Annotated in this window: 20 protein-coding genes; 12 read left to right on the plus strand and 8 right to left on the minus strand. The window is 37.5% G+C overall.

Features of this window, described 5'->3' with window-relative positions:
- Nucleotides 1–205 precede the first annotated feature (205 nt).
- Both asnS and pncB read right to left on the minus strand, forming a co-directional pair.
- Nucleotides 206–1606, minus strand: coding sequence for an asparagine--tRNA ligase (asnS, locus tag GWI59_RS11460; protein ID WP_006537389.1), 1401 nt, complete (start codon nucleotides 1604–1606; stop codon nucleotides 206–208).
- Nucleotides 1607–1863: 257 nt separating this feature from the next.
- Nucleotides 1864–3078, minus strand: a complete 1215-nt coding sequence (gene pncB / locus GWI59_RS11465; protein ID WP_072062785.1) for a nicotinate phosphoribosyltransferase — start codon at nucleotides 3076–3078, stop codon at nucleotides 1864–1866.
- A gap of 340 nt (nucleotides 3079–3418) precedes the next feature.
- On the opposite strand from pncB, the gene pepN reads away from it, so the two are divergent.
- The 3 genes from pepN to GWI59_RS11480 all read left to right on the plus strand — a co-directional run bounded on the left by pepN (nucleotide 3419) and on the right by GWI59_RS11480 (nucleotide 8019).
- On the plus strand, nucleotides 3419–6034 hold the full coding sequence (gene pepN, locus GWI59_RS11470; protein WP_161724684.1) for an aminopeptidase N: 2616 nt from the start codon (nucleotides 3419–3421) through the stop codon (nucleotides 6032–6034).
- 204 nt (nucleotides 6035–6238) lie between these two features.
- On the plus strand, nucleotides 6239–7249 hold the full coding sequence (gene pyrD, locus GWI59_RS11475; protein ID WP_109400845.1) for a quinone-dependent dihydroorotate dehydrogenase: 1011 nt from the start codon (nucleotides 6239–6241) through the stop codon (nucleotides 7247–7249).
- 218 nt (nucleotides 7250–7467) lie between these two features.
- Nucleotides 7468–8019, plus strand: a complete 552-nt coding sequence (locus GWI59_RS11480; RefSeq protein WP_006537379.1) for a cell division protein ZapC — start codon at nucleotides 7468–7470, stop codon at nucleotides 8017–8019.
- Between the two features lie 267 nt (nucleotides 8020–8286).
- Here the strand turns inward: GWI59_RS11480 and GWI59_RS11485 are convergent, their stop codons facing one another.
- Nucleotides 8287–9411 carry a YcbX family protein gene (locus tag GWI59_RS11485; RefSeq protein ID WP_072062782.1) on the minus strand — a complete coding sequence of 375 codons (1125 nt, stop codon included), beginning with the start codon at nucleotides 9409–9411 and terminating at the stop codon, nucleotides 8287–8289.
- 108 nt (nucleotides 9412–9519) lie between these two features.
- On the opposite strand from GWI59_RS11485, the gene rlmKL reads away from it, so the two are divergent.
- The 7 genes from rlmKL (at nucleotide 9520) to rmf (ending at nucleotide 18314) form a co-directional block, all read left to right on the plus strand.
- Nucleotides 9520–11634: a bifunctional 23S rRNA (guanine(2069)-N(7))-methyltransferase RlmK/23S rRNA (guanine(2445)-N(2))-methyltransferase RlmL gene (gene rlmKL, locus GWI59_RS11490; RefSeq protein WP_161671415.1), complete on the plus strand. Its 2115-nt coding sequence runs from the start codon at nucleotides 9520–9522 to the stop codon at nucleotides 11632–11634.
- Between the two features lie 6 nt (nucleotides 11635–11640).
- Nucleotides 11641–13569 (plus strand): ABC transporter ATP-binding protein, encoded by a 1929-nt coding sequence (locus GWI59_RS11495; protein WP_161724686.1) that lies wholly within the window; start codon nucleotides 11641–11643, stop codon nucleotides 13567–13569.
- An 85-nt stretch (nucleotides 13570–13654) separates the two neighbouring features.
- A complete protein-coding gene (gene pqiA / locus GWI59_RS11500; RefSeq protein WP_072062779.1) occupies nucleotides 13655–14944 on the plus strand; it encodes a membrane integrity-associated transporter subunit PqiA in 1290 nt (429 codons plus the stop codon).
- Complete coding sequence (gene pqiB, locus GWI59_RS11505) at nucleotides 14937–16589, plus strand: intermembrane transport protein PqiB (protein WP_161671416.1); 1653 nt, start codon at nucleotides 14937–14939, stop codon at nucleotides 16587–16589. The genes pqiA and pqiB overlap by 8 nt, the downstream gene beginning before the upstream one ends.
- On the plus strand, nucleotides 16589–17161 hold the full coding sequence (gene pqiC, locus GWI59_RS11510; RefSeq protein ID WP_006537371.1) for a membrane integrity-associated transporter subunit PqiC: 573 nt from the start codon (nucleotides 16589–16591) through the stop codon (nucleotides 17159–17161). Before pqiB ends, pqiC begins: the two co-directional genes overlap by 1 nt.
- A gap of 98 nt (nucleotides 17162–17259) precedes the next feature.
- The gene (locus GWI59_RS11515) at nucleotides 17260–17673 is read left to right on the plus strand and encodes an ASCH domain-containing protein (protein WP_161724689.1); all 414 of its coding nucleotides are present in this window, start codon (nucleotides 17260–17262) and stop codon (nucleotides 17671–17673) included.
- A gap of 470 nt (nucleotides 17674–18143) precedes the next feature.
- Nucleotides 18144–18314 carry a ribosome modulation factor gene (gene rmf / locus GWI59_RS11520; RefSeq protein WP_023581348.1) on the plus strand — a complete coding sequence of 57 codons (171 nt, stop codon included), beginning with the start codon at nucleotides 18144–18146 and terminating at the stop codon, nucleotides 18312–18314.
- A gap of 244 nt (nucleotides 18315–18558) precedes the next feature.
- Here rmf and fabA read toward each other — a convergent pair whose 3' ends face one another.
- The gene (gene fabA, locus GWI59_RS11525) at nucleotides 18559–19077 is read right to left on the minus strand and encodes a bifunctional 3-hydroxydecanoyl-ACP dehydratase/trans-2-decenoyl-ACP isomerase (RefSeq protein WP_006537368.1); all 519 of its coding nucleotides are present in this window, start codon (nucleotides 19075–19077) and stop codon (nucleotides 18559–18561) included.
- 83 nt (nucleotides 19078–19160) lie between these two features.
- Nucleotides 19161–20903 (minus strand): AAA family ATPase, encoded by a 1743-nt coding sequence (locus tag GWI59_RS11530; protein ID WP_109847548.1) that lies wholly within the window; start codon nucleotides 20901–20903, stop codon nucleotides 19161–19163.
- A gap of 362 nt (nucleotides 20904–21265) precedes the next feature.
- On the opposite strand from GWI59_RS11530, the gene matP reads away from it, so the two are divergent.
- The gene (gene matP, locus GWI59_RS11535) at nucleotides 21266–21727 is read left to right on the plus strand and encodes a macrodomain Ter protein MatP (protein ID WP_006537365.1); all 462 of its coding nucleotides are present in this window, start codon (nucleotides 21266–21268) and stop codon (nucleotides 21725–21727) included.
- A 168-nt stretch (nucleotides 21728–21895) separates the two neighbouring features.
- Here the strand turns inward: matP and ompA are convergent, their stop codons facing one another.
- Nucleotides 21896–22987, minus strand: coding sequence for a porin OmpA (ompA, locus tag GWI59_RS11540; protein WP_109400852.1), 1092 nt, complete (start codon nucleotides 22985–22987; stop codon nucleotides 21896–21898).
- 348 nt (nucleotides 22988–23335) lie between these two features.
- The gene (gene sulA / locus GWI59_RS11545; RefSeq protein WP_006537362.1) at nucleotides 23336–23887 is read right to left on the minus strand and encodes an SOS-induced cell division inhibitor SulA; all 552 of its coding nucleotides are present in this window, start codon (nucleotides 23885–23887) and stop codon (nucleotides 23336–23338) included.
- 228 nt (nucleotides 23888–24115) lie between these two features.
- On the opposite strand from sulA, the gene GWI59_RS11550 reads away from it, so the two are divergent.
- Nucleotides 24116–24724 (plus strand): TfoX/Sxy family DNA transformation protein, encoded by a 609-nt coding sequence (locus GWI59_RS11550; RefSeq protein ID WP_072062773.1) that lies wholly within the window; start codon nucleotides 24116–24118, stop codon nucleotides 24722–24724.
- Between the two features lie 71 nt (nucleotides 24725–24795).
- Here GWI59_RS11550 and yccS read toward each other — a convergent pair whose 3' ends face one another.
- On the minus strand, nucleotides 24796–26958 hold the full coding sequence (yccS, locus tag GWI59_RS11555; protein ID WP_161724692.1) for a YccS family putative transporter: 2163 nt from the start codon (nucleotides 26956–26958) through the stop codon (nucleotides 24796–24798).
- Between the last annotated feature and the right edge of the window lie 7 nt (nucleotides 26959–26965).

Raw genomic sequence — 26965 nt, forward strand, 5'->3', positions numbered from 1 at the left:
TCTACCCCCAATTTGCTACAAAAACGAAAAAAGTGTAACAAATTGTAACTATGTATTTCAAAGTGTGTATTTGGGGGAACTTTTTAATCAAATAACAGCCATGCATAAAAAAAGCCAACCTTGTGGTTGGCTTCTTCACTTAAGTAAAATGAGTACAATAAAACAGCAATGCAAATTTCTAGTTGAATACTAATTAATCACTAAATTAAAAATCTGCATTTCTTGGTGTACGTGGGAACGGAATAACTTCACGAACGTTTGCGACACCGGTCACATAAGCAACTAAACGTTCAAAGCCTAAACCGAAACCTGAATGAGGGACGGTGCCATAGCGACGCAGATCACGATACCACCAGTAGTCTTCTTTGCTCATTCCCATTTCGTCTAAACGTTTATCAAACATATCCAAACGCTCTTCACGCTGAGAACCACCGATGATTTCACCAATACCTGGTGCCAATACATCCATTGCTGCAACTGTTTTACCGTCTTCATTCATACGCATATAGAATGCTTTGATATCTTTCGGGTAGTTTTTCACCACAACAGGTGCTTTAAAGTGTTTCTCTGCAAGATAACGCTCATGCTCAGAAGAGAGATCAACACCCCAATAAACTGGGTTTTCAAATTTCTCACCACAGTTTTCAAGCACAGTAACTGCATCGGTATAATCGATTTGAGCAAAGTCAGAGGTGATAAAGTTCTCTAAGCGTGTGATAGCGTCTTTATCAACACGTTGTGCAAAGAACTCCATATCATCTTTACGCTCTGCTAATACGGCTGCAAAGGTGTATTTCAGCATTTTTTCAGCAAGTGCTGCGATATCGTTAAGATCAGCAAATGCCACTTCAGGCTCAACCATCCAAAATTCAGCAAGGTGACGACTGGTATTTGAGTTTTCAGCACGGAATGTTGGGCCGAAAGTATACACTTTGCTTAATGCAGAGGCGTAAGTCTCACCATTTAGCTGGCCAGATACCGTTAAAAACGCTTCACGACCAAAAAAGTCTTCACTGAAATCAACGTCGCCTTTATCTGTACGAGGCAGATTGTTCATATCAAGTGTAGAGACACGGAACATCTCGCCAGCACCTTCTGTATCAGCCGCGGTAATTAGTGGCGTAGAAACCCAGAAGAAGCCTTGTTCATCGAAGAAACGATGTAGTGCTTGTGCTAATGTGTGACGAACACGAGCAACTGCACCAATTAAGTTAGTACGAGGACGAAGGTGAGCAACTTCACGCAGGTACTCAATACTATGACGTTTGGCGGCCATCGGATAAGTTTCCGGATCATCGACCATTCCTACCACAACAACCTGAGTGGCATGAATTTCAAAGTTCTGTCCCTGGCCCGGAGATTCAACAATTTTACCGGTGACTTCCACAGAACAGCCTGTGGTTAAGTGCAGCACTTCATCTTGATAATTCGGTAAATTATTATTAATGATGGCCTGTACTGGATTAAAGCAGGAACCGTCATAGACGGTAAGAAATGAGATACCAGCTTTTGAATCTCTTCTTGTACGTACCCAACCGCGAACGGTGACGTCTTCGCCAACCGCGATACGGCCTTGCAGTACGTCGACTACAGGCGCAACGATCATAAATAAATCTCTCTTCGTTTAATTAAAATAATTGTTTGGTTAATTCATTCTGCCCCTGTCGGACAGTTTTTCTATGTTACTTGCAATAGCGCAGGAAACAAGTAGGAAATTTTAGTTTAAAGAGTCAATAAAGAAGAAAAAAGCTTTTGTATAAAATAAATTGATAAAAACAGGTGAAATATTGATAAAAGCAGGGGGTATGGCAAAAGAAAGGGCAATTATTACCCTTTCTTTTATTAATGAAGATTTTTAGCTAATTAACAGGCTTGTTTGACAAGTGGAACATCAAAGGCTTTGCGTAGCTTGTCAACAAAATCATCGTCTTCGCAAATCGTTTTGCCTGGACTATCTGATAATTTAGCCACAGGCTTACCATTACACTCCACCAGCTTAATCACAATATTAAGAGGCGTTATTTCAGGAATGTTACAAGTTAGCCGAGTACCAATACCAAAGATTAAACGAATGCGTTTATGGAAATGTTTATAAAGTACTAATGCCTTTTGAAAATCGAGGCTATCAGAAAAGACTAATACTTTACTCATTGGGTCGATGCCCAGTTTCTCATAATGCGCAATCGCTTTTTCACCCCATTCAATAGGATCACCAGAATCGTGACGTAAACCTTGATAACTCTCTGCAAAGGCCTTATCAAAATCGCGCAAAAAAGCATCCATCGTAATACAGTCTGTTAATGCAATACCTAATTGGTCGGGGTATTCATCTAACCAAGATTGTAAAGCTGCACGCTGACTATTGGCCAGCTCTGGGCTAATCTGCTGATGCGCCTGAAACCACTCATGAGCTTGTGTACCCACAGGGGCTAATTGCATACGTTCTGCTAAATGATAGTTACTTGTACCAATAAGATAAGGGAAATGATTTTTCAGCTCATCCACAATGGCGCACTGCACATCATAAGAAAAACGGCGACGAGTACCAAAATCCATCAGTTTAAAATCAGCTAAGTCAATCTGTTGCTCAGCCGCATCACGGTAGAAGATATCAATTAATTTACGTAGTTGATTAACCGCATCATTAGGCGTGATTTGTGGAGAGCGAGCTCGATGTACAATTTCACTCACTAAAGCCAACAAAGGGACTTCCCATAAAATAACTTCACGCCAAGGGCCTGTGATTTTTATGGTAAGTTGGTTGTCAGGTGTGGTTGAAATCTGGACTTGTTCTGGCTTAAAGCGGAAATGCTTAAACCATTGCAGATAGTCATTTTTGAAAAAAGGGAGACTCTGAAGATAGTCAAATTCTTCATTCGTCAATGACAAGTCTGCCATCATGTTAACTTGATGGCGTAAGGTTGTTGCATATTCACCTAGACGTTCATCACTCCGACAACGGAACTCAGCAACGACAGGAATATCACTATAATGATGGTAAACCGCTTGTTGCATGTGGAGCTTGTATGCATCGGTATCCAACAGTGATGTAATAATCGGTGTAGCGTCTAAAATCATAGCGCGTCAAGCATCCTCACGGAGCGTTTTTATGTCAGCTAAATCGTTAAGGTTGGAGAGTATACCCGAATATGATGACAAAGCGTCACTATTCAACAATATTTCTCTGCGACATAAAAACAAGCTGTAAAACTTAGATGAGTTTACCACGTTAAACATAATTTGGGAGTATATTAGCATCATTTACCAAATAAATTGATTACATGTATTAATAAACAATTAACATTCTGTTGACTTTTAATGTTTTCAATTGAATATTCGACTGGCTAAACAGATTTTTGACGAGTAAGCTTTGGTAATATAACCGTTAAATAGTCGTGTTAACTAAAAGGTTTTTTCTATGACACAACAAAGAATCGCGAAATTTCGCAAAGATTATCGTGCCCCTGACTACACAATCACCGATTTACATCTTGATTTTATCTTAGATAAAGAAAATACCCAGATTACAGCGATAAGCCAATGTAAACGTCTAAACTCAGATGCAACAGCATTAGTGTTAGATGGTGAAGAATTAACATTAAAATCAATTACAGTAAATGATGTTGCTTGGACACACTATAAAGAAGAAAACGGCAAACTCATCATTGAACAACTACCAGCACAATTTACATTAAAAATTGTTAACAATATTAATCCATCGGCTAACACCGCATTAGAAGGGTTGTATGTTTCTGGCGATGCATTGTGTACACAATGTGAAGCTGAAGGCTTCCGTCATATTACTTATTATTTAGATAGACCTGATGTGTTAGCTCGTTACACCACTACAATCACTGCAGACAAAAAACAATATCCTTATTTATTGTCTAATGGTAACCGGATTGCTCAAGGTGAACTGGATGATGGTCATCATTGGGTAACATGGGAAGATCCACATCCAAAACCAAGCTATTTATTTGCGCTAGTAGCGGGGGATTTTGATGTATTACGAGATACTTTTATCACCAAAAGCGGTCGTGAAGTTGCTTTAGAGCTTTTTGTTGATAAAGGTAATTTAGATCGTGCAGATTGGGCAATGACATCATTGAAAAATGCGATGGCATGGGATCAATCTCGCTTTAATTTAGAATACGATCTCGATATCTATATGATAGTTGCTGTTGATTTCTTTAATATGGGAGCAATGGAGAATAAAGGGCTGAATGTCTTTAACTCTAAATATGTGTTAGCGAAAAGTGAAACGGCGACTGACAAAGATTACTTAGGCATTGAGTCAGTTATTGGTCATGAATATTTCCATAACTGGACAGGTAACCGCATTACTTGTCGTGATTGGTTCCAGTTAAGTTTAAAAGAAGGTTTAACCGTTTTCCGTGATCAAGAATTTAGCTCTGACCTAGGTTCTCGCTCTGTTAACCGTATCAATAATGTACGCGTGATGCGTACCGCTCAGTTTGCAGAAGATGCAAGCCCAATGGCACATCCAATTCGTCCTGATAGTGTGATCGAAATGAACAACTTCTATACTTTAACAGTATATGAAAAAGGTTCAGAAGTGATCCGGATGATCCACACCTTGTTAGGTGAAGAGCAATTTCAAGCTGGTATTCAAATGTATATTCATCGTCACGATGGTAGTGCTGCAACCTGTGACGATTTTATTCAAGCGATGGAAGATGCTTCTAATGTTGATCTCACTTTATTCCGTCGTTGGTATAGCCAATCAGGTACACCACAACTGACCGTTCGTGATAGTTATGATGTGAATAAAAAGCAATACACTTTAACTGTTAGTCAAATGACACCACCAACAGCTGATCAAGCTGAAAAACAAGCGCTACATATTCCATTAGATATTGAATTGTATGATCATAAAGGCAATGTGATCCCTTTGCGTTCACAAGGTCAGGCAATTTCTAATGTATTGAATGTCGTTCGTGAAGAACAACAATTTGTATTTGATGACGTTCCAGAACAGCCAATCCCATCTTTATTACGAGAGTTCTCTGCGCCTGTAAAACTTGACTACCCATTTACGGATGAGCAACTCTCATTCTTAATGAAATATGCTCGTAATGCATTTTCACGTTGGGATGCAGCTCAAGCATTATTAGGCCGCTATATAAAAGAAAATGTTGCTCGAGTTCAAAAGGGTGAAACATGCATTCTGCCTGAAATGGTCGTTGATGCTTTCCGCGCAGTATTACTGGATAAAGATATCGATCCAGCACTAGCTGCCCTTATTCTGACGTTACCAACAGATGTCGAAGCGGGTGAATTATTTAGTATTATCGATCCTGTTGCCATTCATCAGGCACTTGATTTTATTCGTAAAACCTTAGCAACTGAAATGGCAGATGAATTCTCTGCTGTTTATCATTCAATGCATATCGGTGCTTATCGTGTTAATCATGATGATATTGCAAAGCGCGATTTACGAAATGTTTGTTTAGCTTATTTAGCGGTTGAAAATGAGCAAACAGGTAATCAGCTTGTTGATATGCAATATCACAATAGTGATAACATGACCGACGCGCTTGCTGCACTTAATGCTGCTGTAATGGCGCAGTTGCCTTGTAAAGATACATTATTACAAGAGTTCGATGATAAATGGCATCAAGATGGTTTAGTGATGGACAAATGGTTTAGTTTACAAGCCATGAGCCCAGCAAAAGATGTGTTACAAAAAGTTCGTAGTTTGTTATCTCATCGCTCATTTACACTAGCAAACCCTAACCGTACTCGTGCATTAATCGGTGCATTTGTGAATAATAATCCAGTGGCTTTCCATGCTGAAGATGGTTCTGGTTACCTGTTATTGACAGAAATTCTGACTGATTTAAATAGCCGCAATCCACAAGTTGCTTCACGCCTTATTGAACCGTTTATTCGTTTAAAACGTTATGATGCAACACGCCAAGAAAAAATGCGTGTAGAGTTATTAAAACTGAAAGAGCTTGAGAATTTATCAGGTGATCTCTATGAGAAAATCACTAAAGCATTAGCTGATTAATATTACGTTTCATATCACTTTATGAGTGAGTAATAAATATGAAATTAGCAAGATAACTAGATCCCCAGCATAGTCTGGGGATTTTTTATGATGAATTATGAAATTGAAACGTTTACTTTTCGTGCTTTTATCTATATGATGCACGACGCTTAAATTGTCGTAGACATATCATTCCTAATACCCGATATTCTCAATGGAGATCGTATGTATTATTCCTTAGTAAGGAAGGCATTGTTTCGGCTAGATCCTGAACGTGCCCATGATTTTACCTTCCGCCAGTTAAAACGTTTATCTCATTCCCCATTTCAATTTCTTATTCAGCAGTCACTTCCTTCTAAACCCGTTTCTTGTATGGGACTCTCGTTTAAAAATCCACTTGGTCTTGCTGCCGGTCTTGATAAAAACGGTGATTGTATAGATGCATTGGGTGCAATGGGATTTGGTTTTATTGAAGTTGGTACAGTGACACCACGTCCTCAAGTGGGAAATGATAAACCTCGTTTATTCCGCTTAGTGGAAGCCGAAGGTTTAATTAATCGAATGGGATTTAATAACCTTGGCGTTGATAACTTAATTGAAAATGTAAAGCAATCTCGTTATGGTGGCGTACTGGGTATTAATATCGGTAAAAATAAAGATACCCCAGTAGAGCAAGGTAAAGATGATTATTTGATTTGCATGGAAAAAGTCTATGCTTATGCGGGTTATATCGCAATCAATATCTCATCACCAAATACCCCAGGTTTGCGTACACTGCAATATGGTGAAGCATTAGACGATTTATTATCTGCAATTAAAAATAAACAATTAGAGTTACAGGGTAAATATCAAAAATATGTTCCTGTTGCTGTTAAAATTGCACCTGATTTAACGCATGAAGAATTAATTCAAGTTGCAGATAGCTTAGTTCGTCATCATATTGATGGTGTTATTGCGACAAATACCACATTAGATAAATCATTAGTCAGTGGATTAGATCACTGTAATGAAGCAGGGGGATTAAGTGGTCGCCCAGTACAATCAAAAAGTACACAAATAATTCGCCAATTAAATGAAGAATTAAAAGGTGCATTACCTATTATTGGTGTTGGTGGAATTGATTCATTAACAGCAGCCAGAGAAAAAATGGATGCAGGTGCTTCTCTTATTCAAATCTATTCAGGATTCATTTATCAAGGTCCTGCACTTATCAAATCTATAATTAATCATATCTAAATACATTTAATAATGAGTTAGGGGCTTTTCTTCTGTCCCTAACTCGTTTATATTGCCCCTAGTTGGTTATTTTTTATTAAATTGCACTGATTGTGCTTAATTAATAGTAAAATGAATCCTGTTTTTGTTAGGTGATATTAAATATTTTATTTATGTCATTTAATTTTGATTGTTTATCAGAGTATAAAACAGGAAATGAATCGAAGGGGGATTAATTAGTGATAATAAAACCCGATGATCGCTGGCGTTGGTATTTTGATGTTGAGCAACAAAAATTAATGCTTGATTTAGCAAATGGTATGGTTTTTCGTTCTCGCTTTCCAAGCAAAATGTTGAGTGAAAGTGCTCGACAATCAGCATCTTTTACCGTCGATGATGCAGCTCTTTATTATGGATACGATGAGCAAATTCGACAAATTGACATGCCATCAGAGTCAAGAGCTGAATTAGCGTTAAATGCATTAATAGCCCATCGCTTTTTAAAACCATTGATGCCTAAGAGTTGGTATTTTGAAGTTAACAATAATCAAATCAACCCTTATTTGTCTCAAGTGGTGGAAGTTTCATTAAGAGAAGAAGACGAAACCGCTCTTTTTTTAGTGACTGAAGTGGGGGCTCAAGCTTGTTTATGTTTATTAGCTCAACCTCAGTTAACATTATTTGATAGAACACTTAATTTTTGTGACCCAATAAAAATTATGAATGATAGGTTAAGCAATTACCATAAAAAGCCAGAGTCAGGATCATTTTTGTACGAGAAAGTTATTTAACAAAAAGAGTTAAAAGGATTTACTCTTTTTATCGTCACTCATTATTTTTTAATATCCTAAAAACAAATCTCCCCTAAATAATACTCCTGCAAATCAAATCTTCATCACTCTCTTTCTGTAATCTTTTTCTAAAAATAAAATGAGCTGATTGATAATTTATCATTGAATTTCTAATAAGATAATTCTTATTAAATAAACCGTCTTATTTAAAATAAAAAAGAAGATAAGGGCAAATTACCTTCTTTTAATTTATGATAGAGATAAGTGTTATTTTTTATTAAGTGAAAGTTTCACATTACCGTTAGGCACACAGCTACAAGCTAAAATTTTACCTGAGCGTTTAATTGCTCCGGCTTTTAATGCATTAACATCCCCTTCATCTAATTGGATAACACAAGAGCCACAAAGACCTGCTCGGCAACTATAAGGAATGGTATAACCATTATTTTCAAGCTGTTCTAACAGAACTTCTTGGTTATTACCTTCGAAAACCTCACCGTTAAATTCAATACTGACAGTCTGTTCTTGTGTGTTTTCAACAATAGGTGTTGATTGTGTTTCAACAGGAGTCGTTACAAGATACTGTTTTGCTTTTTTATAAGCTAATACCTCAACAGTATCTCCCACACGAATAATGCCTGTTTGGCGAATGATGATATTTTGACCAAAGTCGACATCACCTGTTTCATCGCTACGGAATGTTTGCAGTGTTGCAAGTGGTTCTGTGTTAGGATGTTTAACGCCTTTATCAATACTAATTGTGGTCATGATGCAACGGCTACAAGGTTTCATCAGATCCATCACAACAGAGCCAACACGAATAGTCTGCCAAGTATCTTCTTCAAAAGGCTTTGCACCTGTTATGAGGATATTACCTCGAAATTGCTCAATATTAATTGAAGCGGGGCAACGTTGTTGTAAGTATTGAAATGAGGCTTCATTAATTAATAAGTAAGGGTAACCATCAGCGAAAGAAACAGCGGTTTCTGGGTTTTTTTTCACTCGACGTGTCGATTTTTCGCCAGTCCAACGAAGTTGTACATCTATTTTTAAATAACGACTGAACCACTGATTTATTTCATCTGGTGCGACATACGCGGTAAAATGGTTACCCCAAACTTCTGTCGGTTGCAATGTGGTCTCAAAATCTTGATAAGTGATAGCAATACCTTCACCATCAGGCGCTTGAATATAAATTCCATTTGCCATGACCGTGGGAATAAAACACAGCAAAACGGGAAATTTTCGTGCCGTGATAAAAGTCCCTTCAGGGGTCGTTATCATAAAATCACGATCAAACGTGAATCCGCTCTCACGAGCAAATGCATGAGAAAGTCGAATTCCCTTCATCGATTTAACTGGGTGTATATAAAGGCGTGAAACGTTGATCATCGGTGCTCCCAAAAAGACATTATTATTTTTTATAGCCAGTAACTTTATGACAACGTAATACAATTAGCTATAATGCCCAACAATTTTATTTTAGGTGGTAACAATATTATGCGCTCTCTGTTTGCCAGCACAGGCCGAGGTCTGGAAGAACTATTAAAATCTGAACTTGAACACCTTGGTGCTCAGGCTTGCCAGATAACTCAAGGCGGTGTTTATTTTCGTGCTGATGATAAAACCATGTATCAGTCTTTACTTTGGAGCCGTTTAGCGTCACGTATTATGTTGCCGTTAAATGAATTCAATGTTTACAGTGATCTAGACTTATATCTTGGCGTGCAGGCAATTGATTGGAGTGAGATTTTTACTGTTGATCAGACCTTTGCTATCCATTTTAACGGCACGAATGACATTATTCGTAATAGCCAATATGGTGCATTAAAAGCAAAAGATGCCATTGTTGACTCATTTCAACGTAAAATAGGGCAACGTCCAGATGTCGCTAAACAATCTCCTGATATCCGCTTAACTATCCATCTTCATAAAGAAAAAGCCTCTCTATCTTTAGATTTAAGTGGTGATGGTTTACATCAACGCGGCTACCGTGACTTAACGGGTCAAGCGCCTTTAAAAGAAAATTTAGCTGCTGCGATTATTATGCGTTCAGGCTGGAAAATTGACACACCATTAATCGATCCAATGTGTGGCTCGGGTACATTATTAATTGAAGCAGCCATGATGGCGACAGACTGTGCTCCAGCATTAAATCGTGTGCATTGGGGATTCCGTCATTGGTTAGGCCATGATGAAGCGTTATGGAAAGAAGTGACTCATGAAGCTTTCGCCCGTTTCCGTGAAGGTAAAAAGAATACCACTGCGCGTTTCTATGGTTTTGATGTTGATAAACGTGTGTTGGATATGGCAAGAGCTAATGCCCGTAGAGCAGATGTTGCCGAACTGATCACGTTTGCTCATGGTGATGCAGCTAAACTGACAAACCCAGTCTCAACAGAAATAAAAGGGACAATTATCAGTAACCCACCTTATGGTGAGCGTTTAGAAAGTGAGCCAGCATTAATTGCATTACATAGCCAATTAGGAAGAGCGATAAAAGCACATTTCCCAGGTTGGAGATTGTCACTATTTAGTGCATCACCTGAATTGTTGAGTTGTATTCAATTACGTGCAGAGCGTGAGTTCAAAGCAAAAAATGGTCCTCTTGATTGTGTACAGAAAAACTATTTACTTTCTGATACACCATCAACGATTAACACTGGGCTTGCAGAAGATTTTGCAAACCGTTTGCGTAAAAATGAGAAAAAACTCGCGAAATGGGCAAAACAACAGCAAATCGAATGTTATCGCTTATACGATGCTGATTTACCTGAATATAATGTTGCTGTAGACCGTTATGGCGATAAAGTGGTTATTCAAGAGTATGCGCCACCTAAAACTGTTAATGAACACAAAGCCCGTCAGCGTTTATTCGATGTAATTAGCGCAACAATGGAAGTATTGGCATTACGTTCTGATCAACTGATTTTAAAAACTCGCCAACGCCAAAAAGGTAAACAACAGTATGAAAAAATGGCCGAAAAAGGTGATTTTTTCTTAGTTGACGAGTTTGGTGCAAAATTCTGGGTAAATCTTACGGATTACCTCGATACAGGATTGTTCTTAGATCACCGTATTGCACGAAAAATGTTGGGTGAAATGAGCAAAGGAAAAGATTTCTTAAATCTTTTTGCTTATACGGGTACGGCTTCTGTTCATGCAGGAATTGGTGGTGCAAAAAGCACAACAACAGTTGATATGTCACGTACCTACCTTGAATGGGCTGAGAAAAACTTCCAAGCGAATGGCCTATCAGGTAGACAACATCGTTTAATGCAGGCTGATTGTTTACAATGGTTAATGCAAAGCAATGAACAATTTGATGTGATTTTTATCGATCCACCTACGTTTTCTAACTCAAAGCGTATGGAAAATACCTTTGATGTACAGCGTGATCACATTGAACTAATGAAACATCTAAAACGTTTGTTGAGAAAAGGTGGAACAATTATGTTCTCAAATAATAAACGTGGATTCAAAATGGAACATGAAGAGTTAGCAAAAATTGGCTTGCGTGCAAAAGAGATAACACAGAAAACATTATCACAAGACTTTGCGCGTAACCGCCAAATCCACAACTGCTGGCTGTTAACTCATGCTGGTGAGGAATAATTTACAATGCCGTTAATTAGTTTGACTGGGGCTTATTTATCTTTCAGTGATGCTCCTCTATTAGATAGCACCGATTTATTTATTGAAGAAAATGAACGAGTTTGTTTAGTTGGGCGCAATGGTGCAGGAAAATCAACGCTATTAAGAGTGTTATCTAAAGAGCAACCTTTAGATGATGGTCAAGTTGTTTATGAACAAGATCTTGTGACTGCTCGCTTACAGCAAGATCCGCCAAGAGATATTGAAGGTACTATCTTTGATTTTGTTGCTGAAGGTGTTAAAGAAGATGCTAAATATCTAACGGATTATCATCATATTTCTAAATTGATTGAAACAGATCCTTCTGATAAAAATCTCAATAAAATGGCAGAGCTACAAGAAGTACTCGATAGCCGTAACTTGTGGTTACTTGATAGCCGAATTGCAGAAGTGTTAGAAAAACTCGGTTTAGATGGTGAAGCTGAGCTTTCTTCTTTATCGGGGGGTTGGTTAAGAAAAGCAGCATTAGGGCGTGCATTAGTTAGCGCACCAAGAGTGCTGTTTTTAGATGAACCAACAAACCACCTTGATATTGAAACGATCCTTTGGCTTGAGAAATTCTTAAAAGATTTCCAAGGAAGTATCGTGTTTATTTCCCATGACCGTTCATTTATTCGAAATATGGCAACGCGTATTATCGATCTTGATCGAGGCAAACTTTCTTCATGGCCGGGAAATTACGATAAGTATCTTGAGAGCAAAGAAGAAGCATTACGCGTTGAAGAGCAACAAAATGCAGAGTTTGATCGTAAATTAGCGCAAGAAGAAGCGTGGATACGCCAAGGTATTAAAGCACGACGTACTCGTAACGAAGGTCGTGTACGCGCTCTAAAAGCATTGCGTGTTGAACGTAGTGAACGCCGTGAAGTGTTAGGCAGTGCACGTATGCAAGTCGAAGAAGCAACTCGTTCTGGTAAAATCGTATTCGAGTTAGAAGATGTTAATTATAGCATTGGAACTCGTAAGTTAGTTCGTGATTTTTCTGCCAAAGTACAACGTGGCGATAAAATTGCGCTGGTGGGACCAAATGGTTGTGGTAAAACGACATTATTAAAACTGATGTTAGGTGATTTAAAAGCTGACAGTGGCCGAGTGCACTGTGGTACTAAACTTGAAGTCGCTTACTTTGATCAGCACCGTGCAACACTTGATCCTGATAAAACAGTAATGGATAACCTTGCTGAAGGTAAGCAAGAGGTAATGGTAAATGGTCGTCCTCGCCATGTACTTGGTTATTTGCAAGACTTTTTATTTCCTCCTAAACGTGCGATGACGCCTGTTCGTGCCCTTTCAGGAGGGGAGAGAAACCGTCTACTACTGGCTCGCTTATTTTTAAAACCAAGTAACTTGCTTATTCTTGATGAACCAACCAATGACCTCGATGTTGAAACACTAGAATTACTAGAAGAGCTGGTTGATGCTTATCAAGGCACCGTTTTACTGGTTAGTCATGACCGTGAGTTTGTTGATAATAGTGTTACTGAGTGTTGGATTTTTGAAGGTGATGGTGTCATTAACAGCTACGTTGGTGGATATTACGATGCTCAGCAACAACGAGCACAGTCGGTTTCATTAAAGAGTGAAACAAGAAAATCACGCAACGTACCAGAAAAAGCCGAAAAAGAAGCAAAAGTGAAAGATAGCTCTAAAAAGAACGCGCGCACTAACAAGTTAAGTTATCATTTGGCGCGAGAGCTTGAGCAACTACCTACTAAATTAGAAAGTTTAGAAACGCAATTAAGTGCATTACAAGAAGAAGTGAGTGGGGCGGATTTCTTTTCTCGTCCTCATGAAGAGACAGAAAAAGTCTTAAAAGCACTTGCAGATAAAGAACAAGAGCTTGAAACTGCTTTTGACCGATGGCAAGAGCTAGAATTGATGCAAAATGGCGAATAGCCAACCGAAAACGGGGCATCGCGCCCCGTTTTACTTTCTGGATTAAATATTCTTTTATTGATTATTCTAAATAAGAGGTGTCGCTGTGTGCTCAGGTCAACAACATCGTCATGAACATAAACATGAGCAAATATTATGTCCTCAGTGCGATCTGGTGGTCAGTGTTCCTCAATTAGTACAAGGAACAAAAGCAACATGCCCTCGTTGTCATACTGTATTAATTGCACGTTGGCGTCAGCCTTTTTATCAACCTGTTGCTCTAGCAATCAGCGCATTATTTATGTTGCTAATGGCAAGTCAGTTCACTTTCGTGAGTATGGAAGTGGCTGGTATCACCAACAACATCACATTGATGCAAATTCCAACGGTTATGTTTAGTGAAAATTACGTCGAATTAGGCGCATTTTTCTTACTGTTTGTCCAAATTGTGCCAGCTTTTTGTATGGTGGCAATTTTACTGCTTTGTACGCCAATTCAATTGCCCAGAAAGCTACAAATTTGGCTATCACGTATTTTATTCCAATTAAAATCGTGGTGTATGGCAGAAATTTTTCTGGCGGGAATTTTAGTCAGTTTCGTAAAATTAATGGCTTATGGTGATATTGGACTAGGGCTTAGTTTCCTTCCTTATGTGCTTTATTGCTTATTTCAAATTCGAGCATTCCAGTGCCTTGATAGACACACTTTATGGGAAAAATTAGAACCCCGCCCAAATTACCCTGATATTGAATCAGGTCAATCGGGATTAAAGCAAGGGGTTAGATTATGTCGCTCATGTACGGCAATCTTACCCGTAGATCAATACGAATGTAGTCGTTGTGAAGTGAAAGGACATGCAAGGAGACCTAAAAGTTTACAATGGACGGTTTCTTTGTTGATTACGTCACTTATTCTTTATATCCCCGCTAATTTATTACCAATCATGGTGACTGAATCATTAGGTAATGATATCTATTCCACAATTATGGCTGGGGTAATTTTGCTTTGGGAAGATGGCTCTTATCCTGTTGCGATGGTGATATTTATTGCCAGTATTATGGTACCAAGTTTAAAAATGGTAGCAATTGCTTGGTTGTGTTGGGATGCACATAAATCTAATGGAAAAAGAGATCCCGCTAGAATGCATTTTCTCTACGAAGTTGTTGAATATGTAGGGCGTTGGTCGATGATTGACGTCTTCGTAATTGCTGTTTTAGCTTCATTAGTCAGAATGGGACGTCTGATGAGCATCTATCCTGATTTTGGTGTGGTGCTATTTGCATTGGTTGTAGTATTAACTATGTTCTCTGCAATGATGTTTGATCCTCGGTTGACGTGGGATAAGTGTACAACCGATGATGATAAACCCACGATTAAGGAGCCTAAGGGTGACTGAAAAGAATGAAACTGCTTTAACTGAAGCAAAAATTAACAAACTAAAAAGCTGGTCTCCGGTTTGGATCATACCACTTGTCACCTTACTGATTGGTGCGTGGATACTTTATTATCATTTCAGCCATCAGGGTCCAGAAGTTACATTAATTACCTATAATGCAGATGGCATTGAAGCGGGTAAAACCAAAATTAAAAGTCGCAGTGTGGATATCGGTTTAGTTGAAAGTGTCTCACTCGATAGTAATTTTAGTCGCGTTATTATTACGGCTCGCCTTGATAAAGAAATGAAAGAGTTGTTACGCGCAGATACTGCATTTTGGGTTGTAAGACCTCAAGTCGGTAAAGAGGGGGTAACGGGGCTAGGCACCTTGCTTTCTGGGGCTTACATAGAACTGCAACCGGGGTTAAAAGGTAAAGAAGAAAATGAGTTTAATCTTCTCGACTCGCCACCGTTAGCTTCACCAGATGCAAAAGGTATTCGTATCAATTTAGTAAGTGAAGGGGCAGGCCAATTAAATGCGGGTGATCCTGTTTTATTTAGAGGTTACCAAGTCGGCTCTGTTGAAACCAGCGAATTCAACATTGAGAGCCGAGACATGCATTACCAACTCTTTATCAAAGCGCCTTATGACAAAATGGTGACATCAAATGTTCGATTCTGGAAAGATTCAGGTATCGCTTTTGATATGTCTTCATCGGGTGTACGTGTTGAAATGGCATCACTTTCTACACTCTTTAGTGGTGGAGTTAGTTTTGATGTTCCTGCGGGATGGGTTCCAGGTGATCCTATTGAACCTAAAACAGAATTCAAGCTCTACGATAATGAAAAGAGTATTCAAAACTCGTTATATACCGACTATCGTAGCTACATTATGTTCTTCTCTGATTCTGTAAGAGGATTGCAAGCAGGTGCCCCTGTGGAATTCCGCGGAATTCGCATGGGAACGGTTGTACAAGTGCCTTATTACACTAAAGGTATGCAACAATCATTGGATAAAGATTTTCGCATTCCTGTTCTTATTCATGTTGAACCAGAACGTTTTGCTAATGATGTCGGTGAGAGTTTCGACTTCGTTAAAGAAATTACTTTTGCTTCTAATAATGGATTAAGAGCATCATTGAAATCAGGTAACCTTTTAACTGGGGCACTTTATATTGATCTTGATTTCTACCCTGATGAAGCTAAATGGAAAGGGCCTCAAGAAGTTGCTGGTATCCAACAAATTCCAACAGTTAGCTCAGGTTTAGCGCAAATTCAGCAAAAAGTGATGACATCACTGGATAAGATCAACAATCTTCCTGTTGAGCCAATGCTTAAAGAAATGACTGCAACATTATCTGAAAGCCAAAAAGCGGTCAGTGAAGCGAAAGAAACACTGAAGTCATTGAATGCGATGATTGGCAGTGATGAATTTAGAAATCTTCCTAGTGATATTCAGCAATCATTGAAAGAGATCAATCGTAGTATGCAAGGCTTCCAACCGGGCTCTCCTGCGTATGGAAAAATGATTGATAATATGCAACAGCTTGATCAAGTGCTAAGAGAGATGCAGCCTTTATTGAAAACATTGAACAATAAAAGTAATGCATTAATTTTTGAGGCGAAGGAAGGTAAAGATCCAGAACCAAAGAGGGCTGAAAAATAATGAGATACATTATTGGGATATTTGTTTTGATGCTAACGGCATGTTCAAGCCAACCTGAGAAAACCTATTATCAGTTACCTGATATTTACCAAACAGGGGTATCAGCACAAGTCACGACAACACAGTCAGCGAAAAAGCCTCAAATCTGGGTTCAGCCGATCCGTTTGTCTAGTATGTTAGTAAATGCAGGTATTGTTTATCAAACGACGGATATTAACTATACCGTGGCAAATCAGCATCTATGGATTAATCCACTTGATCAGCAATTACAGCAGAACCTTATTTCAGGTTTAACTAAAGCATTGCCAGGTACTGTTGTTGCAAATCAACCTGTTGAAGATAACTTAGCGAAATTAACGGTCACAGTTAATTATTTTCAAGGCCGTTATGATGGACAGGTAATTATTTCAGGTGATTGGATTTATACTGAAAATAATAAAGTGATTAATCAGCCATTCTCTTTAGTTCTACCACAAACTGAAGATGGTTACCCTGCTTTAGTGCGTACATTAGGGCAGGGATGGGAGCAAGTTATTTCTGATATAGCGAAAGCAATTCAAGCTCAATATTAACGAATTAGTACTACATTTTTTCACACCCAATATTCACTTAAATTGTATTTAAGCAGGATGTTGGGTTTTGTTTATTTAAAAATAACAAAGGAAACAATATGTTAGAAACTCTGAAAAAGAAATATCCTACTGCAATCAGTTGGTCATTTGGTGATAACCCAAAGTTGGCAGATGAACTTGCTATGCTGGTGGTAGAAGGAAAAAAAACGGCAACATGTAGTTCATTAAGTGGTTTTTTTAGTGACAGTGCTATTCCTGTTATTGGCGGTTTTAGTATTATTTTAAATAGCCAAAATGAGCCTGTTTGTGTTATTCGTACACGTTCTTTGCAGTTAATACGATTTAATGAAGTTACAGAAGAGCTAGCTAAGAGAGAAGGTGAAGGAGATTTAAGCTTGGCATATTGGCAAGAAGGACATAAAGCGTTCTTTAATCGAGAAGGTTTTTTTTCAGAAGATATGGAGTTGGTATTTGAAGAGTTTGAATTAATAGAAGTATGTAAGAGGTATTAATAGCTTATTTTGCTTTCAATGAGAGCTAATTCCTTAATAAAACAAGGTAATTAAAAAGAATTTTCTACGAAAAAAATAGCAACAGAGCAAAAATTAATACTTATCAACCAAGTCTTATATTGACATAAATTTAAACGTAAATATCAATTTATCTTATTTAATTTATTGGTTATATAAGGTAAAAATAACCAAAGTCACTTTTAATTATTATTTTTATTAAATATCAATATGTTAATTTTTGTCTTGGTGTGATTTTTAAAATAATTGATAAACTCTTCAATAAAGCATTAAATAAAATAAATAATAACATTGATTATTAAGTTTGTAGTCAGCTCAATATCACAAATATGACATTTGTATTAACTTCTTTACTTGCTTAAATGCTCAATAAAGCGTATCAACTTATAGTGGTTGTTGAAAAACAATCATTATCTTTCCGCTTAAACTTAGAACGTGAGGGTTGTCTAGATATGAAAAGACAGAAACGAGATCGTTTAGCAAGAGCATTATCGAAAGGTTATCAAGCTGGTATGCAAGGTCGTTCAAAAGAACTTTGCCCTTATTTCGCCATTGATGCGCGTTCACATTGGCTTGGAGGTTGGCGACAGGCCATGGAAGATCGCCCAAGTCTGGTAAAATAAATAACCCGTCGTAGTGAAATAGATAATAGCTTATTTTTAGCTGTATTAAATATTATCACTAAGATTTTGCCGACAATCAAAACGAGGGTTATTTATATATATTCCTATGTACATATTGAACATAGGACAATTTGAATATAAATAACAAACAATTAATTTGGATATAAAAAAGGCTTACATTTTTGTAAGCCTTTTTACGTTATATTGTCATTATTTCTATAATAGATTCGGATGGTTATCTATCTTAGAATGCAGTTGTATCTTTAAATAAGCCAACTTTTAAGTCTTTTGCTTCATAAATCAGCTTACCATCAACATACACTTCACCATCGGCAATACCCATAATCAGTTTACGATTGATAACACGTTTGAAATCAATTTTATAGGTAACTTTTTTTGCTGTTGGTAATATTTGTCCAGTGAATTTTACTTCACCAACACCAAGCGCACGGCCTTTACCTTCGCCACCAAGCCAGCCAAGATAGAAGCCGACAAGTTGCCACATGGCATCTAGGCCTAAGCAACCTGGCATAACAGGATCATTGACGAAGTGACAATCAAAGAACCATAAATCTGGCTTGATATCGAATTCTGCTTCGATAAAGCCTTTATTATGGGAGCCGCCATCTTCTGTCATTTTAATGATGCGATCCATCATTAGCATATTACCAGATGGCAGTGGTGGGCCATCTTGGCCAAACAATTCACCACGGCCGGAAGCAATGAGGTCTTCTTTAGAATAAGATTCGCGTTTATCAACCATTGTCTATATAGCCTTTATCAAGTGTAAGAGAACAGAATAGCTTACACTTGTACGCTGAACAACTCCGATCACTTGAAACAGAATTATCTGAATAGACGTAAGAACCAAGGTAATTTAGGTCTATCTTGATTATTTGCAAGTGTTATACGATCATGAATAACAGCTAACAAGTGTGAGTCTGATTGTTCTGCTTCACATTGCTCTTCATAATATGGCTGACGAGTCAGTAACGTTATTGCTTCTGCTACATGAGTAACAGGCCAAATATGAAATTTTTCTTCTTTTACCGCTTGTTGCACATTTTCGTTGAGTACAAGATGGCGAATATTGGCGAGAGGAATAATTACACCTTGTGCACCGGTTAACCCTCTTTGTTGGCAGATATCAAAGAAGCCTTCGATTTTTTGGTTTACGCCACCAATCGGTTGGACTTGACCAAATTGATCAACAGCACCTGTAACAGCAATTTGCTGATCAATAGGTTGTTGTGCCAGAGTACTAATAAAAGCACATAATTCAGCCAAAGAGGCGCTATCACCATCAACCTCTCCATATGATTGTTCAAAAACAATCGAAGTGCTAAATGGCTGTGGTTGGTCTAAACGTAGTTCTGAGTTTAAGTAAGCTTGCATAATCATCATGCCTTTTGCATGAATATTTCCGCCAAGCTCAGCTTTTCGCTCAACATCCGTAAACTCACCATCACCTATATGTGCAACGCAGGTGATGCGAGTCGGTTCTCCGATTAAATCAGGGTATCCAGGGTAATCTAAGACAGAAAGTCCATTTATTTGACCAATAGCTTCACCTTCTGTTTGTATCATAACTTGGTCTTGTAAAATCTCATCACGACTACGTTCTAACAAATAACTGTGTCGCCATAGGCGATTTTCTTCTGCTTTTTTCAATGCATCAGCATTTAGAGAAGCATCATGATTAAAACGTATTGCATAACGAAGCTGGCGTAAGATCCATTCTAAATCTAGGCTTAGAATTAGCTGATCTTCATGTTGTCTTGCTGCTTGTGTTAATAAGACTTCCCAAGCATCCGCAGATAAAGAAGGGAGGCGATATTTTTGGCACAATGAGTTTACAAAACCACACCATTGAGAAAGCGTGGTTTCGTTATCTAAATACATGTCGTATTCATATTCACCATATAAAGCAGTGCTGCTTAGTTCCGGCTCCATAAATTCAAGCTCTTCAAGACTAAGTCTATCACCTACTAAAATAACACGAAGATTGAGTGGCATACTCTCAATAGGTAAAGGCAGGGATTGATTGTCATTCCAGACAAGCCATTCAAAACGCTGTTCTTCAACCATTTTTTTAAGGCGGAACCACATGAGTGGTTGTGCAAGTAAAGATTTTATAGAGAGGACTAAGATGCCACCATTTATTTTATGCAATAAGCCGGGGCTGAGGGTGACTTCATCTTTGTGGCAATAGAATGAACCAAAAAGTTGTTCTGGCTCTATCCATTGGCAACAAGTAATAGATTCTGATGATGAAAATGCACCTTGTACATTTTCTTGCCAATAGATTTTATTGGTTTCTGCTTGATAACTGCCAACAACAGGATCAGTTTTGATCCCTGATTGCGTTAATGTGTCTGTCAGCATATCAAAGTAAGCAGTTGAATCATCCGCTTTTAACAGCATAAATTGCCCTGAATCCGCATTGTTTAACCATTGCAAGCTTTCATACAGGCGAGGTTGAACCTCACGAAGTAGAGATGCAGGTAATTGAGATGCTGTCTGAAAGAAAGTTTGGTAGGAGGCGTAATCAGGACGTAACGCCTGCCATTCTAATTCGTTGTTTTTCAAGGTTACCGTTTTTATTATTGATTAGTGAAAAGAGATAATTAGATATCGTATAATTTGATATCTATCCTGCAATAAGACGGTTCTTTAACTGTCATCAACTGCATAGGCAGGGAATATGTATCGCTACGACCTTATAATGACGAGTTTATAAAATTGGTCATTACGGTTTTATGATAGCGACGCTCGATTCTATCATAACGTGCTCAGAAAACTATCCCTTATCAAGGCCTGTTATTAATTGATAAGAAAGATTATCTAAAATAACTTTGCCTATAAAATAGGCAAAAAATTTCGGTTCAGTGGAAGTATTTTTGTAAAATTGTTGATATGCTACTATATAGTTACGCTGTCACGGGGGCTATATGAAATATCAACAATTAGAGAACCTAGAATGTGGTTGGAAATGGGCCTATCTAGTAAAAAAACACCGTGAAGGTGAATTAATTACCCGTTATATAGAAAAAAGTGCTGCGGATGAAGTTGTCGAGCAATTGTTGCTTCTTGAATCGCAACCATTAAAAGTTTTAGAGTGGATAGATTTGCATATGAATCCTGACTTATCTAATCGGATGAAGCAAACTATTCGAGCTCGTAGAAAACGTTATTTTAATGCTGAGCATCAACACACGCGCAAAAAATCAATCGATTTAACGTTTAAAGTTTGGCAACGCTTATCTGCATTGTCACAACGAAGAGGAATAACATTATCAGAAACAATAGTGCAATTAATTGAAGATGCTGAGAGAAAAGAGCAATATGCATTAAAAGTGCATAATTTAAAAGATGAGCTTATTGAGTTATTAGTACGTGATAAAGAAAAATAAGTTACATCAATTTTGTCTTACTTTACAGGTTTTGGCAGTTTATTGTTATTAGCTTTTCGAAAATGTTCTTACCTTTATATTTTTACCTAATTTTATCATCATAAAAGAAAAACCCTGCCAGTGGCAGGGTTTTGAATTCATCAATAGTAGATTATTCTACTATCTGAATTATTGACCAGGTTGAACAACAACTTCAGTTGTACCTTGGATTTCAATTTCAACACGACGGTCTGGCGCTAAGCAATCGATCAGAGCTGAACGAGCTTTAACGTTGTCACATGTGTTGCCAGTAACTGGATTTTCTTTACCACGACCTTCTGCAGAGATGCTGTTTGCAGGGATACCTTTAGATACCAGGTAATCAACTACAGATTGAGCACGTTTTTCTGACAGAGGCAGGTTGTAGTTTTGTGAACCGATACGGTCAGTGTAACCGATAACTACTACACGACCTTGAGTTGGGTCGATGTTAGCCAGTTCATTGTACAGACCATTCAGAGCTTCTTGACCTTCAGCTTTCAGAGTAGATTTGTTGAAGTTGAACAGAACGTCTGAACGCAGAGTAAAGGTTTTGTTCTCAACAACTGGAGCTGGAGCTACAACTGGTGCTGGAGCTACAACTGGTGCTGGAGTTTCTTGGTTGAAACGGTAAGCAACACCAACACTCAGCATGCCGTTGTCTGGACGTGCATTCAGAGTACCTTTATCACCGATGTTGTTGATCCACTGATATTCAACACGGGTAGCGATGTTTGGAGTGATCGCGTATTCAGTACCTAATGCGAATACTGGAGAAACGCCAGTGTCATTTTCAGAAAAACGTCTTTGAGTTGGAGCTGCTGAAGTTGCATTAACGGTTGCAGAAGAATCTGCACGCCATACCATACCACCTAAACGAGTATAAACGTCTAGGTCTTCCATTACTGGATAGCTTAATTTAGTAGTTAACTGGATACCTTGAGCTTTGAAAGCACCGTTGTTGTATGAACCTTTGTAAGTCATACGACCTAACCAGTCATAACCCAGCTCAAAACCTAAGTATTGGTTGTATTGATAACCAGCAAATGCACCAGCACCTAATTGGTCTTTATGAGTATTACCGTTACCGATAGATACATCACCCCATTGGTTGCTAGTACCTTGGTATTGAGACCAACCTAATTTACCACCAGTATACCAGGTATTGTCTTTTGGAGCTGCTTGCGCTGCAGTTGCGAAAGCTGCCACTGCCACTGCTAATGCGATAGCTGTCTTTTTCATTTTACGCCTCGTTATCATCCAAGTTAGGCATTTGGCTTTAAGCCTTATTATTTGCCCTTGGTTAAATTATTGTTAGGAATCCAATACTTTCATCAAATGATGATCCCAAAAAATGGGATTTAAAGCATAACCTTAACGACATAAAGTCTACAATGAACTTAAAAAGTTACAAGTAATCCTTTAAAATTCGACTTAAAATTTTAAAAAGATCTGCTTTATCTCACAATGAGAAAGATTCTGTATTTTTGTTAAATTTATTGTAACTATATGATTTAGGTTATAATTACATTTGACTTATCTTAAATGATACAAGGGCGTTTTGAGTATTAGGAAAACTCTTAAATTTCACTAATGGTAGTGAATTGAATGAATTTTTACTGAATTCAAATGTCGTTTAGAGGTATTGCTATTTTCTAAATGGATATTTGTATTAATTTGTTGTCGCATAATAAACCCGAGGGTTTTTCCTTTACTTGCAGCAGATTCTAATCGTTTCATCTCTTCTGACGATATTTCTGGTAACCAACCGAGTACGACACTGTAATTACCACTTGCCAACGCTTTTTCCATTAAATCAACCGTAGTTATCATATTTATATGATTTAATTGAATTATTTTGTTAAGTGGTAATCCGGCATTTTTTAACCAAGTACGATTTAGCTTTTGTTGTGGGTTTAGCCACAATAACCAACGTGATTCATAGCTATACTGTTTCAGTAATGGCAAAAGGATGTGATTAATGACGAGCGGATTTTGGTAGAGAAGTTCACTCACCATACCTTGTTTATTATTACTATCGTAAGTCGCCACTGTTGAAGGGATAGATAGAGGTAATACCTCATTTGAGATCTCTTGGAGAATGGCGTTCTGTCTTGTCGGAGATGATGTTGAGAGTTTCATATTTACCTCGTTCCATATGCACTGTATGAATATACAGTATATCTATATTTCGCTTAAATCAAGCTCATTTTTTGAAAGTTCCTCTCAAATTTCATGTAAATTTCTATTTTTAAGTTGTTAACTATTGGCAATAAAAGGGAATTTCTTTATTGTCTTTCTTGTGATGTATTATGCATGTTTTTGAATTCAAAGATAAAATTTAATCTTAAAGTTTGTTTTGGAGTTTCAATGTTATTTTTACCTGAGCAAAGGAAGGCTCATTTGTTATCGCGTATTGCACAATATGGAGAGTTAACAACAAAGTCTCAATTTGGTGGTGTTAGCTTAATGATTGATGATGTTATGTTTGCTATCACATCTAACAATGAGTTTTATTTAAAAGGAAGTGGGTTTTTAGAAACTCTCTTTAAGGCAACGAAAATGAGTTCCTATACCTATTTGAAAAAAGGAATTCCTATCATATTGCGTTATTACCATATAACGGATTCGCTATGGAATAATCAGCAAAAATTAGATCAATATATTGATATGACATATCACTACAGCATCCAAGAATATTTAGGACAACGAAAGAAGCCTTGTAGAATAAAAGACTTACCTAATCTAGGTGTGATATTAGAAAAAAGATTGAATCAAATTGGTATTAATCAAGTTGAAGAACTGCGTTTAATCGGAGCTAAAGCGTGTTATCTAAAATTAATGCATGGCCACAATTTGAAAAATAGTGAACTTTTACTTTCATTGGCAGGAGCTATCGTTGGATGCCATCGTTCTGTATTACCTAGTCAACTTAAAATGGAGTTATTAGATTGGTACAACGAATTATCTTTCCAATAAAATAAAAAGCAATGACCGTTATTTTCTCTAATATACTTATAGAAATTAGAGAAAATAACGTCAATAAGAGACTAAGATTGAGGCATGTTTTTTGATTCGCTTTGCTCAATAATTTGGATGCAGTTAATAATTTGTGGCAGTAAGTCCAATAGTAATCGGATTTGAGTAAGTACTAATTGAATGCGAGGATTATCGGCATTAGGTAATAGATTGATCCTTTCAATTAATTCTACATGAGATTGCTTAAATTCTTTGACTGGTGGCGTTTTGCGACGTAAAGCAGAATCGATATAACACACTGTATCATTAAGTAACGTGAGCACATTCTCGTCTTCTATTTTTGAACGATGAACGCCAAGAGCAGAAATATAACTGAGTAAAGTATGATTTAAACAAAGTAACTGAAAAGCCACTTCTTGGGATGCTTGATAACTTTTGGGCTCTGATGACATATTTGAGATCAGGGAGGCTAATTCACCATCACTACTATGAGCATTTCGACGAGCAATTCGATAACTTAAGCTATTATCTTTCCCTTGGTAATACTGAATAAGTATGGCATCAAGATAATAACAGTTATTTGTCATTGTTTTTTGAATGACAACTGGTAGCTGACGGAATTTCCAGTCAGGCCAAATAAAGCTGACAGCAAACCAAGCTATGGCGCAGCCAATTAAGGTATCGATAATACGAGGAAGAGCAACATCATAACCTTCACCAAGCAAATTGAAACTTAATAAAACCAATAAAGTAATAAATAGTGTGGCATGTGCGTATTGTATGGTTCTAAATGCAAAAAAGAGCGTACCAGTTATTACAATTAAAACGAGTTGTCCTTCAATCGAAGGCACAAAATATAAAATAGGGAAGCCAATTAAAATACCAATAATAGTACCACTCACACGTAAAGTAAGACGTCGGCGAGTGGCATTATAGTTGGGTTGGCAAACAAAGAGGCTAGTTAATAATATCCAATAACCTCTATCCAATTGGAAAAATTGAATAATGGCATAGCCAATACATAACACCAGTGACATCCTAACTGCATGTCTAAAAAGCGCCGATTTTGGCGTGAGGTGCTCTTTTATTCTTAGTGCAATATCGCGCCATCCTGTTAAACCATCATCAGAAAGTTGTGTTTCTTCTTTTTGGTCATGGGATATTTGGTATTGCTCTGTACTAATACTTCGTAAAAGCGCATCAATGCCTTGAAGGTTTTGCAGTAAATTATTTAAAGGTGTTATTAATTGTGGTTCTGAGGTCGTTTTTTTTAAATGATTTAATGCATTCTCTAGATAATTTATAGCACGTTCTAATGAAGGATTATGCTGATATTTTTTATGCCAAAGAATAGATTGTGCAACTTGTTCACAAGCTCGAGCCTGCATAGAAAGTAAACGTTGAAACCGAAATAACACATCGCTATGCCGTAATTCATTACTTAATAGCTGGTATTGAGCATGTGACGAACTTGCTCGCTCATGAATATCTTGAGCAACGAAATAGTAATGAAGTGTGAAACGACTACTACGTTGGCCTCTATCACCTTTTAATCGACTTAATAATGTAACTTTAGTTTGGTTCATCGTGTCAATTAATTGGCTATTTGCCATTGCTAAATTATAAAGCGAGTGTTGATAGTCATCTTCGATATCTGGATCAAATAATGTCGCTTTAGCTTCGAGGTAAGTTGCGAGTTGTTGGTAACAGCGAGTTAGATTGTCCTGAACTGGGCGAATTGGGAATAATAAGTGACCAATTAATGTTAAAGAGTTATACCAAATAGCGCCTAATAATAATAAAACGGGTTGTTCATACCATTCTGGGAAAATAGGCATACCGAGCATAGTATAAATCGCGATTAATAAAGCACCAAAAGCAATAGTTGCGTACCGTTGCCCTAAAGCACCCAATAAAATAAATCCCCAAGTAGAAATAGCTAAACCACAAAAGAATAAAATAGGATATGGATAAAGTAATCCTATAGATGCTGAAGCAAGAAGAAAACAGCATAAAGTGATAACTAGGTTTTTTAAACGACCAACAAGCCTATCATCTAAGTCAGTTAATGCAGCCGCAACCACGCCTAAAGTTAGAGGAATTGTATATTTAGGCTCTTGCCCTAAAATCCAAGGAAACAAAGTCGTTCCTGTAAGCGCGATTATTATGCGAATATAATATAAAAAGTGGCTATTATAGATAAATCGGCGGGCGCCATTTAGCAAAGTGAACACAAAAAGC

Source organism: Proteus sp. G2673, from assembly GCF_009915125.1.
In the GTDB taxonomy this organism is placed as follows: Bacteria; Pseudomonadota; Gammaproteobacteria; order Enterobacterales; family Enterobacteriaceae; genus Proteus; species Proteus penneri.

Excerpts from the sequence above, each read along its gene's own strand:
- pyrD (WP_109400845.1), top strand. The coding sequence starts at position 6,239 with ATGTATTATTCCTTAGTAAGGAAGGCATTGTTTCGGCTAGATCCTGAA.
- GWI59_RS11550 (WP_072062773.1), top strand. The coding sequence starts at position 24,116 with ATGTTATTTTTACCTGAGCAAAGGAAGGCTCATTTGTTATCGCGTATT.
- fabA (WP_006537368.1), bottom strand. The coding sequence starts at position 19,077 with ATGGTTGATAAACGCGAATCTTATTCTAAAGAAGACCTCATTGCTTCC.
- GWI59_RS11485 (WP_072062782.1), bottom strand. The coding sequence starts at position 9,411 with ATGATCAACGTTTCACGCCTTTATATACACCCAGTTAAATCGATGAAG.
- GWI59_RS11495 (WP_161724686.1), top strand. The coding sequence starts at position 11,641 with ATGCCGTTAATTAGTTTGACTGGGGCTTATTTATCTTTCAGTGATGCT.
- GWI59_RS11515 (WP_161724689.1), top strand. The coding sequence starts at position 17,260 with ATGTTAGAAACTCTGAAAAAGAAATATCCTACTGCAATCAGTTGGTCA.
- pncB (WP_072062785.1), bottom strand. The coding sequence starts at position 3,078 with ATGATTTTAGACGCTACACCGATTATTACATCACTGTTGGATACCGAT.
- pqiC (WP_006537371.1), top strand. The coding sequence starts at position 16,589 with ATGAGATACATTATTGGGATATTTGTTTTGATGCTAACGGCATGTTCA.
- pepN (WP_161724684.1), top strand. The coding sequence starts at position 3,419 with ATGACACAACAAAGAATCGCGAAATTTCGCAAAGATTATCGTGCCCCT.
- ompA (WP_109400852.1), bottom strand. The coding sequence starts at position 22,987 with ATGAAAAAGACAGCTATCGCATTAGCAGTGGCAGTGGCAGCTTTCGCA.
- asnS (WP_006537389.1), bottom strand. The coding sequence starts at position 1,606 with ATGATCGTTGCGCCTGTAGTCGACGTACTGCAAGGCCGTATCGCGGTT.
- rlmKL (WP_161671415.1), top strand. The coding sequence starts at position 9,520 with ATGCGCTCTCTGTTTGCCAGCACAGGCCGAGGTCTGGAAGAACTATTA.
- sulA (WP_006537362.1), bottom strand. The coding sequence starts at position 23,887 with ATGAAACTCTCAACATCATCTCCGACAAGACAGAACGCCATTCTCCAA.
- rmf (WP_023581348.1), top strand. The coding sequence starts at position 18,144 with ATGAAAAGACAGAAACGAGATCGTTTAGCAAGAGCATTATCGAAAGGT.
- matP (WP_006537365.1), top strand. The coding sequence starts at position 21,266 with ATGAAATATCAACAATTAGAGAACCTAGAATGTGGTTGGAAATGGGCC.